Source organism: Micromonospora sp. C81 (genome assembly GCF_018070425.1).
Taxonomy (GTDB): Bacteria; Actinomycetota; Actinomycetes; order Mycobacteriales; family Micromonosporaceae; genus Micromonospora; species Micromonospora zamorensis.
Window position 1 is genome coordinate 1 of sequence record NZ_JAGPXS010000006.1, and the last position, 11791, is coordinate 11791.

Annotated in this window: 11 protein-coding genes and 4 pseudogenes; 5 read left to right on the top strand and 10 right to left on the bottom strand. The window is 66.0% G+C overall.

Translation table 11 applies throughout. From position 1 onward, the window contains the following. Nucleotides 1-163: 163 nt before the first annotated feature. The 3 genes from KBX46_RS12655 to KBX46_RS12665 form a co-directional block, all read right to left on the bottom strand. Nucleotides 164-529 carry a VOC family protein gene (locus KBX46_RS12655; protein WP_210792629.1) on the bottom strand — a complete coding sequence of 122 codons (366 nt, stop codon included), beginning with the start codon at nt 527-529 and terminating at the stop codon, nt 164-166. 658 nt (nt 530-1187) lie between these two features. Next, a complete protein-coding gene (locus tag KBX46_RS12660) occupies nt 1188-1376 on the bottom strand; it encodes a hypothetical protein (protein WP_210792630.1) in 189 nt (62 codons plus the stop codon). Next, the gene (locus KBX46_RS12665; RefSeq protein ID WP_210792631.1) at nt 1366-1542 is read right to left on the bottom strand and encodes an AbrB/MazE/SpoVT family DNA-binding domain-containing protein; all 177 of its coding nucleotides are present in this window, start codon (nt 1540-1542) and stop codon (nt 1366-1368) included. The genes KBX46_RS12660 and KBX46_RS12665 overlap by 11 nt, the downstream gene beginning before the upstream one ends. A 393-nt stretch (nt 1543-1935) precedes the next feature. Between KBX46_RS12665 and KBX46_RS12670 the strand changes: the two genes are divergently transcribed. Together KBX46_RS12670 and KBX46_RS12675 are read left to right on the top strand one after the other, a co-directional pair. Further along, a complete protein-coding gene (locus KBX46_RS12670; protein WP_210792632.1) occupies nt 1936-2406 on the top strand; it encodes a hypothetical protein in 471 nt (156 codons plus the stop codon). A gap of 28 nt (nt 2407-2434) precedes the next feature. Next, entirely contained in the window at nt 2435-3043 is a 609-nt protein-coding gene (locus KBX46_RS12675) for a hypothetical protein (protein WP_210792633.1), read from the top strand. Nucleotides 3044-3420: 377 nt separating this feature from the next. Here the strand turns inward: KBX46_RS12675 and KBX46_RS12680 are convergent, their stop codons facing one another. The 4 genes and pseudogenes from KBX46_RS12680 to KBX46_RS12695 form a co-directional block, all read right to left on the bottom strand. Further along, entirely contained in the window at nt 3421-4131 is a 711-nt protein-coding gene (locus KBX46_RS12680) for a hypothetical protein (RefSeq protein ID WP_210792634.1), read from the bottom strand. Between the two features lie 555 nt (nt 4132-4686). After that, nucleotides 4687-5199 carry a hypothetical protein gene (locus tag KBX46_RS12685; protein ID WP_210792635.1) on the bottom strand — a complete coding sequence of 171 codons (513 nt, stop codon included), beginning with the start codon at nt 5197-5199 and terminating at the stop codon, nt 4687-4689. Next, nucleotides 5196-7100 carry a hypothetical protein gene (locus tag KBX46_RS12690; RefSeq protein ID WP_210792636.1) on the bottom strand — a complete coding sequence of 635 codons (1905 nt, stop codon included), beginning with the start codon at nt 7098-7100 and terminating at the stop codon, nt 5196-5198. The genes KBX46_RS12685 and KBX46_RS12690 overlap by 4 nt, the downstream gene beginning before the upstream one ends. A 264-nt stretch (nt 7101-7364) precedes the next feature. Then, nucleotides 7365-8052 (bottom strand): annotated as a pseudogene (locus KBX46_RS12695) (alpha/beta hydrolase family protein); the annotation flags it as partial. A gap of 3 nt (nt 8053-8055) precedes the next feature. Between KBX46_RS12695 and KBX46_RS12700 the strand changes: the two are divergent. Further along, nucleotides 8056-8224 (top strand): annotated as a pseudogene (locus KBX46_RS12700) (SDR family oxidoreductase); the annotation flags it as partial. Between the two features lie 418 nt (nt 8225-8642). Here the strand turns inward: KBX46_RS12700 and KBX46_RS33285 are convergent. Together KBX46_RS33285 and KBX46_RS12710 are read right to left on the bottom strand one after the other, a co-directional pair. Further along, nucleotides 8643-8762: pseudogene (locus KBX46_RS33285) on the bottom strand (IS701 family transposase); the annotation flags it as partial. Between the two features lie 62 nt (nt 8763-8824). Further along, on the bottom strand, nt 8825-10489 hold the full coding sequence (locus KBX46_RS12710) for a hypothetical protein (RefSeq protein WP_247667456.1): 1665 nt from the start codon (nt 10487-10489) through the stop codon (nt 8825-8827). Nucleotides 10490-10703: 214 nt separating this feature from the next. On the opposite strand from KBX46_RS12710, the gene KBX46_RS33290 reads away from it, so the two are divergent. Then, the gene (locus tag KBX46_RS33290) at nt 10704-11069 is read left to right on the top strand and encodes a transposase family protein (protein WP_374224964.1); all 366 of its coding nucleotides are present in this window, start codon (nt 10704-10706) and stop codon (nt 11067-11069) included. 163 nt (nt 11070-11232) lie between these two features. Beyond that, nucleotides 11233-11433, top strand: a pseudogene (locus KBX46_RS33120) (hypothetical protein); the annotation flags it as partial. A 63-nt stretch (nt 11434-11496) separates the two neighbouring features. Here the strand turns inward: KBX46_RS33120 and KBX46_RS12725 are convergent. Further along, on the bottom strand, nt 11497-11754 hold the full coding sequence (locus KBX46_RS12725) for a transcriptional regulator (RefSeq protein ID WP_099852337.1): 258 nt from the start codon (nt 11752-11754) through the stop codon (nt 11497-11499). Between the last annotated feature and the right edge of the window lie 37 nt (nt 11755-11791).

Genomic DNA, 11791 nt, shown 5'->3' on the forward strand with positions numbered 1-11791 from the left:
CTCTGCAATCCAGCGCGGCCGACCTGAACCCCGAGATCGACACTTCGGAAAAGTCACTTCCCGGACCCGCCACACCCCAGCCTAGAACAGCCCTCACCGCGGCCTCTTGACACAGAGGGGTGCCAGATGTGCGCGTTCTTTCGCCGGCCGTGCCGCCGGGACGTCATTTTTGGTAATGCTGCACGACGCAGAACTCGTTGCTCTCCGGGTCGGCCATTACCAATACCGCGCCTTCCGGGTAGTCGTGCCGTTCGCCGGTCCACCGGCCGCCCAGCGTCCCGATCCGGTCCATCGCTTGACCAGCGTCGGCGACAGCGATGTCCAAGTGCAGACGCGCCTTGCCGACCTTGGGCTCCGGTACCGGTTGGAACGTCAACACCGGCCCGCCGTCGGTGACGATGACTCGCCGCCAGCCGGGTAGGGATTCCATCACCCGGCCGCTGAGCACGGCGGACCAGAAGTCAGCCAGCTTCTGTGGGTCTTGGCAATCTATCGTGACGCCGGCAAACCGGCCCCAGGTCGTCGTCATGGGCCCTAACGTAGCCATGCCCCAAGCCCTTGTCAGGGAGCACTCAACTCGGCATGAGCGCGCACCACGTCGGGTCGCGGAGGCGCGTCCGGCTGAGAGGGCTCGTGCGTAAACACGGGTCCCGAACGCCTGGCCCGGGACCCGTCAAGGTGGGCTGATCTTCAGCTGGGCGGGATGGCGCCGATAAGGCGTATCCCACGTGGGCCATGAGTCCGTGGCGATCCACCGACACCAACCCCTTGCCCGAGTAGGCGAGTCGCGACGGACAGGCGCACGCTGTTTCCTGGTGACGGCACGTCCCCGATGGTGGTGGAGCGGGGCGGGTGGGACGCAGCGCTGTCATGTCGGCCGGCCCCCGTTTACCCCCCGAAAACCCCCATCTGCCGTTGACAATCAGTGACAAGAAGCGGCTAGTGTCTGATCGTTTCTGTGCAGCTCAGCGCCTATTTATGACAACCAATGGCAAGCCCGATTTGGTGACGGATGGTAACAAGGGGTTTTGACAAGTAATGACAAGCCCTGAACGAGGCTCGACAGGAGGCTGTATGGGGTTCAAGTCCCTCGTGCTGGTGGTCGATGCGGTCGGACGTCGGCGAGGGCGAGTAGTCGCTCCCTCTGACCGCAGGGGTGTTTCCGCCGCCACGCCTCGGCTTGCCGGCTATCCCCACCCGATCCAGCTGCAGTAGGCGAGCAGCACGCCCGGGCCGGTTGCGGCGGGCACCTGTGGCAGATAGTCGGTAAACGTGGGCAGCGCCGGTCGGGCGTCGCGTTGCAGGTCGGCGAGGGTGACGCCGAGCCCGGCCAGGGCCGTCCAGGCCGCGTCGAGCCGCTCGCGGTCAGCCGGCATCGCCGGCGGCGAACGGGTCGGCGAGGAGCCGGGCGACGGTGCGGGCTGGATGGATCAGCAGCAGGTCACGGCCGGGTTGGGCGACGAGGACGACGAGGTCGCCGGCGGTCAGGTGACACAGCTGCCGGATCGGCGCCGGGATGGCGAGAAGACCGGAGGCGCCCATGGTGTGCTGTCCGGCCGGGCTGGATGTGGCCGTGATGGTGCCGTGTGCGATGTCGAACGTGATGCGGTGTCCGGGTGGCCAGCCCAGCTGGTGTAGCAGCGGCCGGGCCGAGATGGGGCCGAACGGGTCCAGCTGGCCGGCCTCTAGGTACGGCTCGGCCTGGTCAGGCCCGGTAGGAGGTGAAGGTAGCCGGGGCAGCGGTGGCTGTGGCGGGCGGGCGCGGGGGTGAGAGCCGCGATCATCTGCTCGGCCGGGGCCGGACTGCTGCGCCGCACGCGGGTCATCGTCGCCGCCTGGGCGCGGCGGTGCGGATCGTCACCGACCTGACCGGCATCATGAATTTCCGCTCCTCTTGAGCCGCTGCCGGCGCCGGCGGTCCGGTACCGTGAATCGATGATCCCCGTGCTCGTCGGCGTCGCAGGGGCGTTGGCCGGGACGGTCATCGGTGCCCTGCTCACGCAGCTGCTGCAGCGCCGCAACACCGCCTCGGCGAAGGTGCACGACGCCCGTCTGGATGCGTACCGCACGTTCGCCGCGGTGACGATGAACTACCGCAGCGCGCTCATGGACCGGTGGCTGCTAGAGCACGAGGGCCGCGCGGGCGCCGAGGCCGAGCACGTGTACACGCTGCGCAGCGCGGTCTGGGCAGCGTACTTCCAGGTGGTGCTGGTCGCGGGCGACCGGGAGATCGCGGCCCGCGCGGAGCGGGCGCGGGAGGCCACGCACGCGATCAAGCGGGCGGCGAGCCTCGATGAGCTGAAGGCCAGCGACGTTGCCAGCCGGGAGGCGGTGGGGCGCTTCGCCGACCTCGCCCGGCACGAGGTGTCAGCCGTTCGGGGTGGACGCGGCAACAGCCATCCTTGATCGACAACCGTAGGTCCATCGTTGCCGGATGCGGCAACGGCACCAAGCGCATCGGTTGACGGAGGTCTCACAGCGGTACGCCAACCTGGGCCTCGCCTTGCCGCCGGACCTCGCCACCCGCCTGGGCCGCCTGGTGGCGCCGTATGCGCTCGACGATCTCGATCGGCACGGCAGCGCCGAAGGGCTCGTCGGTGCCTGGCTGTCCACCAGGACCAACCACCGGTTCGAATCCGACGACGCGGTGCGGGTGGTCCGCGGCGGCGACGAAATCCCGACCAGCACTAAGGTCAGTGCATTGGTACCCGGCACATTCAGCGATCAGCCCGCCCTCTACGACCTGCTCTCCGGGGTTGCGCACGCCCGCTCATGGGGTCTCTCGGACAGCCGCACCCTCCACCGGCGCCAGTCCGGCTGGTCCGCCTACGTCGTCGAGGTGAGCAACTCCGTGCTGATCGGGCTGCTGGCCGCCCAGCGCGCCAGCGCCATGTTCTCCACCTACCGCGGCTTCCAAGCCGACCCGGGCGTGCAGGCAATGCAGCAGCGGCACGCAGGGTTCGACCGGGACCTGGTCCAGTACGGCCGTTCGGCCAACCTGCTGAACCGCTTGCGCCCAGTTGCGGGATTCCTGGCCGGCTGACGACAACCGCCCCGGCCGGCCATCGGCTCCCCGGGTGGCCGCGGGCGCCCCAAGCCGCTTGCGTCCTGCTTGGCCGGGCAGTTGCCGGATCGCGTGTAGGCAAGCGCACTCGTACTGTGATCGTCTTCGACCGGCTGCGGGGTGGCGCCGGCTGTTCGTCGGCCGGGGCGCGCACGATCTCCTTCAAGATCCTGCGCGACTGCCGCCGCGCCGCCAGCGCATTGACCTCCACCGCTTCCGTGGGTCGCCCATATCCACAACATCATCCTCGCGAGGTGACACCAGCACCGTTGCCAGGCAACGCCTTCACGGGGTTACGAGACATCCTTAGAAACCGCAGTACGACCCCTCTGGCCGACCGTCGTTCGAGAGGTGCTCTACAGGGCAAGGGCCGTCAGCACGGCAAAGCCGGACAGGGCGGCAAATGACGACGCAAGAAATGCGTGCAGGTGGGCTGGACGAATTCTTACTTCCGAATGTTGAGCATGCACGAAGGCTGACAGAAGACCCACCAGTGTCGCCGCTCCCAAGCCGAAGAAGGCGGGAAGTACGCCGAGGCTTGGCATCGAGTCGAGCATCGCTGCGGCAACTATTGCTACGACGCCCACGAGCAACTGCGCCGCCGTCAAGGACCAGCCTAGCCTAAGGCTCAGTTGGCCCTGGCCGGGGTAGATGGGCACTTTCTGTGCCGCAACTACCAGCCGCGACATGACGATGACTGGCCCGAATACGACGACGAGCAAGCGGCCGATGTTAACAGTGGCAGTCAGAGCGGGTCGATCTGTGGCCACGAGCGTCAGGGTATATACGAGGTTAACGATGGCCAGTCCGAACGGAAGGCCGTAGATGTTCAGCCCGACGGCCCTTCTGGCGGACGACGGGTCGTCGGCCAGTGTCGTGTATAAGACTGCGAGTAATACGAACGATACGAATGAGGAGAACAACGCTGCACTGACGCTTCCGGCTCGCGGCGGAAGATCATCTGCCGCAAGGAAGATGGAGAATCCGGCAAGCGCGAAGCCCGCCAGTACGCCCGACAGTTGGGAGTAGAGCGGGGGCAGTACGTTCGTCTCGGGATGGATACCCACGCCTCAACAGATACAGCATCAGCGCAAGGTCCGACCGGGACAGCTCTGGTAAGCCAGGTTGAACGACGGTCGTCACGAGGAAGATCGGTAGCTAGATCGAACTGTTGCTGCTGGGCTTGAACGTGTGGTCGGCAAAGGCACGGACGGGCGGTATGAGCCAGCCGGCGCCCGCTGTACAGGCACTTCTGCGTGTGACCTCTTCGGCGAGCCGAATAGCACCATCACAGCTAGACGTGCGTGAGCTTGAGAGTTGTGCTGAGCGTCATCGGCGGTGGGGCAATGGCCTCGTGTCGCCCCTCGTACACGAACCGAACCCCAACGGCGCGCGGCATCGGCATCGGGGGTTATCTGGGTGCCAGCTGTAGGTCTTGCCGGACGACGACCATGGATTCGTGGTCGCGGTCCCACCGACACGAACCCCTTGCCTGCGGTAGGCCAGTCGACGGGTAGGCGCACGCTGTTTGGTGATGGGACGTCCCCGATGGTGGGGGAGTGGGGCGCGAAGCCACCATCCACCTCGCCGCCATCGGAGAGTGCGGCGGGAGCGCGCCAGATTCAGCCTTCGGCGACGCGGTCGCTACGGCGAGCCAGTAGGCCGGGCAGGAACCTGGTCGGGTTCAATTTGTGGAGCGGACCGCTCCCGCTGTGGCGTGAGGGGTTGGCGGACGGCTCCGCTGCGGGCGAAGCGGCTGCACCGTCCTGGGAGCCCGGCACATCTTCGCTGCGGATCTCAAGGTCCAGGTTCAGCCGCCTGGTCTCCTCGTCCAACGCGGTCAGAAAGTCCTCAGTTTCCTGCTGGGTCATGTGGCGCAGTCGGTTGCTGACGCGCTCCACGTTGGCCGCAAACTCATACCGCTCCTTGTCAGTCATGTGCCAGGACAGCATCGCCCGCTCGGACGCCGTCGGCTCTCCGCGATATGCGACAACGGCGTTGTACGGCAGCGACTTCAGCAGCACGTGGCCAACACCCGACTTCTCGTCCAGGTCCAGGATCAGGTCGTCTGGATCTCCGGAGTCAAGGCCAAATGGGGTCGTCGGCGCTTCCTCTCCCCGGTGCGCGTCGGTCATCGGAACATCCTCGCCGTGGTGTTCTTGGCCGTCAGGAGTTGGAGGTAATGAGTCAACTCGTCCTTGAGTCGCCAGCGTAGATACATCGCGTTCATGATCGCGGCGAGGCCGACGAACAACACGCCCACGTTGACGGAAAGGTGACCGAGCAATGGATCCAGCACCGGAGGGCCAACTTCCCTGATCATCTGCTCGGGGGCCTCCCTGACGTACAGGATGGCGGTGGCGACTGAGGTCAGGCCGGTGATGAGCAGACCGACGAAAGTTGTCAGCGAGGACCGCTGAAGTTTTTCCATCGAGTATCCGACGAAGCTGGCGGCGACTGGGGAGATCGCCAGGAGGAAGGCCAGGACATCCCCGGACACGTCCCCTCCGTTGCTGGGAACGACGAATGCGAGCATGGTGATCACGAACGCGGACAGGGTGGCCAGCCAACGCGTGAGCCCGAGTGCTCCAGGTGGAACCTCGTCGAAGATGATCTGCATGACCAGATCCTTCGGTTTGCAGGTGTCGAAGCGCCGCGTGTACAGGTGCGCGTACGGCAGGGCCTGATGGTGACGAACCCGTAGGTAGGCCAGGTTACTCATCTTCTTGATCTCGTCCTGGTGAATGGTGCTGCCCGTCTTCGCGGACTGGACGTAATGCGCCTTCACGTAGCTGTTAGGCCCGGCGTTCATTCGAAAGTGATAGCTGTTGGTGGTGAATGGCAGGTTGAGCGGGATGACGAATGAATTCGGTTGCAGGCCGTATTTGACGCGACGCCGACGTCCGCGGGTGTCCACGCGCCCGTACACCGGGATCGTCTTCGTGTACCGGAGGACCCATTTGTAGCCCGTCGGTGGGGGCGCCTCAGCGACGATGACGTAGTTGCGCACCAGGAAAGCACAGATTCGCCGCAGCTTCGTCAGCTGCTTCTCGTCGGCGTTCTCCCGTACCGATGCCACCGCCCGGTCGAAGTACGTGTGGGCGTCCGCGAGGCGTACGCGACCCTGCCGGAAAACGAGCCGCAGCAACGCGTAGAGCACCGAACGGTGGTTTTGGCCGAAGGTCTTCTCGAACTCGGCCTGCAGAACGTGCGCCACCACGCCTCGCGCATCTTCCTGGGACAGGAACGGTAGAGCGCTGCCTCCACCGTCAGAGGTATCCACGTTGTCCATCATGGTGCCCTTTGTGGCGGTGATCATGGGCACGAGGATGAAGGTCGGCTCCGCGCCGTTCTGATTACTGGTCCTCGTCAACACCGCCGTCGGCGCGCCGCTGCCACCGGCGTTGTTGTCGGAATCAATCCCTTCCGCTGACCTCGACGACGGGTGGGCGGAACTCATCATGGTTGTGGCGACGGACTGCCGTTGGGTCGGGATCGCAGGCTCGCCCGCCTGGCGTCTCAATTCGGACAGGTCGTCCAGTGAACTGGTGTACGTCGTCGACACGGTGACGCGAAGGCATTCCCCAACCGGCTCAACTTCGTCGGTCACTCGTACCTGGTAACGGCCGGGCTCCACCAGCATCTGCCCGAACAGCCGGATCGACGAGCTCGGGTACTTCTTGCTGACCCGGACCATCGCCTCGATGATCTCCCGGTCGGCCGTCTTCCGGTCCCCCGGATCGATCGTCGGCTTGCCCGGGGCCTCCTGGAAGCGCTGCTGCGTCCTCCAGTGACGCTTTGCCGCCCGTCGTGCCCGCCAAATGAGAACCAGCGCGAGTACCATCGCGCCAATCCGTGCCGCCGATTCGTCAAGCCACACTGGACGGTCCGGCGTGGATGGCATCAGCCATCCGGCGAGCCCGTCCACGACGGCTACGGCAACCAGGAGTGCCGCCAGGATCAGGTAGGTAACTGATGCTATCGCCGGTCTGGAACCCCCCACCGGACCAACCCCTTCCGCAACCAGCAGCGGCATCGAAGCTATCGTTTCGTTGGGTAGCGATAGCCTCGCGGAAGGTGAGACGGATCACATCCTCCGGACGGGTGCATTGAAACCAAACTATGGGGGACCCCAGGCCGTAGCTGATGCGGCTCGCCAGGTGCTCTCCTTGCTTTCTGCGTCGGCAGTGCGGTTGCTCCGGATGGCGACCCACCTCGCCGAGCTGCGCGCGAGCCGGCGCTGGCCGTGGTGGCCAGAGCCGGCTGACGCCTTTCGACCCGAGGACGTTCCGGCGCGCCTCTACCTGGATTCGAGGCGGCCCAGGGTGCTCTCGACCGGTGCTGGCCAGGTGGAGTCCTTGAGTCCGAGGGCGTCCCGAAGGTAGGCCCACGTGAGCCGCTGGATCAGTGCAACCCTGTCGGGGCTCTCGTCAGTCGTCTCCTTGGCTTCGTAGTCGGAGACGCCGCCGAGGGAGTGCTCCGCTCCGAACAGGGTGAGCAGGCTCTTGCTGCCCGGGCTCAGGTGGTACGCGTCGGTGAACCAGTCCGGGCCGCGGACCGACAACGGGGAGTCGTCCCGGTCGCCAGCGACGACGAGGGTCGGGGTGGTCATGTCCGCGAAGCTCGGGCTCATGAAGGGAAAAGTGCTCGGCCGCGAACGGGGAGAGATCGGCTCCGCCCCGGCCGGTCACGGCCAGCAGGACCCCGGCCTTGATCCGTGGGTCGGACATGTCCTCTCCAGGGTTGCCGTCGGCGTCGAGGACTCGGGCACCCAGCAGGGTGCTCGCCGTCTGGGCGCCCCACGAGTGGCCGGCCACGGCGATTCGGGTGCGGTCGAGACGTCCAGCGAGGCTGGGAACGGACGACTCCAGCAGGTCGAGCTGGTCGAGGGTGCGCTTCAGGTCGTCCACCCGGATGCGCCAGATCAGCGGTGTGCGGGGGTCGTCCGGCGGGAGGTTCAGGCGCCGTGAGTCGAGGTGGGCGGACTGTCGTTCGGCGGTGTCGACGTGGTCGTGAACGCCGCCGGCACCATGGTCCTCCAGCCGGTCGCCGAACTTGACCTCGACGAGTTCGACCGGATGCACCGCACCAACGTTCGAGGCCCCTTCGTCGTCGCCCGAGGCGGCCGGTCGCCTGCGCGACGGTGGCGCCATCGTCACCTGCTGCACAACGCTCTGACCTGTCGCCTCATCTGCGTCCTGGATGGAGCGGCAGTTCTGCTCTTGATTGCGCGTCAAGCGCTGGAGATGTCGCGGCTGTCGCTGCATCGGGCGGCCGGATGAGCCTTCGATTTGCGGCAGGACCGCCAGTTGGCCACCCCTGTTCCTGGCCGTAGTACTCCAGCCGTACCTGGTGGAGTTGGAGTCTTCGCTGGTAGTGGGCTGCTTTGGCGCGGTATTGGTGTCGGCGTTGCCATCGTGGCCATCGATGTGTGTGGTCGACGGGTCGGTTGGTGGTGATCAGGTGTGCCAGGAGACGTCGGACCTCGCCCAGGGTGAGGGGTATGAGGCCGTGATCGGATTCGGCACCCCGTTTTTGGCGTGGGCGGCGGTGACGGCGAGGTAGGCGTGGGCGCACAGAACGAGCCTTATGTGGCGGTAGCAGCGTCGTATCGACGCACCTGGTAGTGGTCCAGGCCGACCTCGGTCTTGGCGGTCTGGAAGCACTCCTCGATCGCCCACCGGGTCCCGGTGATACGGATCAGGTCTTCGTCCTGGATGCCGGCCAGGCCGAAGCACCACGGCGAGGACACGCCCAACATCACTTCGTGTTGGTGTCGATGGTGTAAACCACGTCTGACCCGACGTCGTGGCGGGTGATGCCGGGTACGTCGGGGATGTTAAGCAATGGTTCGTATGGCGTGCCTTGGAGTCGGTTGCGCAGCAGGACGACGCTGCGGATGCCGAGCTGGTGCAACCGATCCAAGGCCGGCTCGCTGGGGAAGGTCGCCATAACGTCGCGGATCGCCTGACGGTTGGGTGTGGTGTAGCTGGCCGCACCGTTGACCATGGCGGGAAAACCGTCGGTCGACCAAAGTAGGACGTTGAGGTCGACGCTGTCGTCGGACGGCAAGACCATGATCGGAGCGTGCGCGGAGGCTAGCGCCATCGCGGCCGGTTTGGCTGGGGTTTGGGGGTGGCCCAGGTCAGGCAGGCCCTCAGCTAGCACGAGGACCAGCAACGGAACGGTCAGTAGCCGTGCCGCTCCCACCGACCATTTCGGCTTGGCGCCCCTGCGAGCCACGTCGGCCAGGTGGGTAACGAGGCCGGCCGCGAGAATGGCCAGGCAGAGAGTGGGCCACAAGATCAACCGGCCTGGTGTACGGGATCCATCGAACCCGGGCACGTAAAGATAGAGCAGGCGGTAGATCGGCCCGTTCGTGCCCAGCGCGAACAACACTCCGACGACCGCCCCAAACAGCAGCAGAAGCCGTTGCACCGGTGACCAGCGGGATAGGAACAGGCCGGCGAAGGCCAGTGCATACAGTGCATACCCGCACAGCAGCACTTTCTCAGTCGGTATGCCACCAAGAGCGGTGCGGGCGTCGTTGTGCAGGGTGCCCCAGGGCAGCGAGGACTGCGGCGCCACGAGAAGTCCGCGCAGTGTCGGGGAGAAGTACGCGACGTAGTCCCAGTCCCGGGTGACATGTGGGTTGAGCTCACGCACGTGTTGGTACGCGTACGCGAAGTATCCGGTCACTGCGGTGAAGACCAGCCCGCCGATCAGATCACCGACGATCAGCCGGAGGCCAAGGCGTGGGCGGTGGATCAGCCAGGCTATCAGTGTGATCAGGCAGAGGGCGGCGAGGACGTATACGAATCCCAGCCCCACGCCGAAGCCTAGGCTGACCTGCCAGGCCGCGACGAGCCAGCCAGCGAACGCCCATCCCGGCCGGACTCGTTCGGCAAGGTAGCCGCGTGTGAACGAGAGTCCGTGGCCGCGCGCCAGCATCGCCAGGGCCAGAGTGATACCACCGGTGGAGAGAATATTCAGATGGCCGTCGTGGCCGTAGCGCCAGGGCGCGTAGGCGAGGGCGGCCCCGGCTACTGCGGCGGCGACCTTATTCGCGCCAAGTTGGCGCAGGAGCGCGTAGCCGCCGAGGAAGGCGAGCGCGAAAGCCAGCACGAACAGGATGTTGTAGCGCAGCACGGCGCCGACTACACCGTTGCCTATCAGCCCTGCCGGGGCATAGCCGAGCAGGCTGTCGTTCAGGGCTAGGCCGTACTTGTCGGGATAAAAAGCGTTGGTGTCCCACAGGCCACGCAGACCGTTGGTAAGTGCGTGGCCACCCCATCCCACCAGCCATGCTTGGGCCGTCGGGTCACCCACGTCACCGACGATGGTGTGGGCCGGGTCGGCGATCGGCACAGTCTTGGCGCCGGCAGTCACCACGCGAACCGCGTACGGCGGAATCAGCCAGATCATCGCGACAGCGAGGAGCACTGAACCGAGGCTCGCGATGCTCAGTTCCCGCCGATGGGCCCCACGTGTCAGCCAATCCCTCGTGCCTGAACTGGCACGCGCGAGTCCGCCATTTTTTTCAGGCTCGCTGAGAGTGACGGCTGATGTGGGGCCTCCTGCCGGTGGCTCTACCTGCGTCATCACATTGACCCTAACTGTTGAACCGCCGCAGTAAATCATGAGCAGGGCGGCGCATGGAGTCAAGGCATCGATCAATGTAGTTCCGGTAGCTGGGACTTACGCTGTTTATCAAAGGCGTCTTGTCACGCAGGAGTTGCGATCGGTGCAGCGGCGAATTTTGCCGCTGTCCGAACAGGACACGCCAGGGTTGCTGCAGGCCCTCGCCCGGGTTCCGGACCCACGGGACGCCGGCGGCCGGATCCATCCGCTGCCGGGACTGCTCGCGATCGCGATCGCGGCGGTGGTTTCGGGATCGAGCCGCGTCATGGAGACCGTCAAATGGGCCGCCGACCTGCCGGACGCGGCGTGGGATCGTCTCGGTGCAAACCCGCGACGCGTTCACCGTTGCCCAGCGGGTGCCTGACGACAGCACCCTGTCCCGGGTACTGACCGGTATCGACGCCGGCGCCCTCGATGCTGCGGTGTGGCGCTGGCCGCTCAGCCGGGCGGTTCTGACCGGGGCCGGCAGGCGAGTGATCGGGGTCGACGGCAAGACACTGCGCGGCAGTGGGCCGACCGGGGCCCAGGTGCACCTGCTGGCCGCACTGGACCAGGCAGAACAGATCGGCCTGGCGCAGATCAACGTTGCTCAACAGCCCCGCGAACAGTTCAGCGGGAACTCCCGCGGCGATGGCGCCAGCTGGCAGGTCACCGAGGACGAGATGATCGCCGACGTGGTCGCCGAATACACCGAGGCGTGCACTGAGTCCCGGCGGATCGCGGCCCGCTTCGCCCTCGACGACACCGTGCCGCACCATCGACTCGGCTGGGTATCACTGTGCTGGATCTCGTCATCGTCTCCGCAGGAAGGCGTAGACGACCTTGTTGGAGGCGAATTCCGAGATGTTGACGAGGTCCCAGCCGAACTGGCCGAGGACCTCGGCGGCAGCAACCGCCTCGCTGACCTTGTCGCCGCCGATGCCGTGATGGGAGACCACGGCCAAGAGGCGATAGGGGTACGTCCGAAGATCGGCGTGGCCCTGCAGGACCCCCCGGGCGGTGACCATGCGGGTCCGGGCGATTTGCTCCGGCGTCTCTGCGGCGGTCATACCCGGCACCATAGTGGCTCGTCGCTCGGGCAGTCTG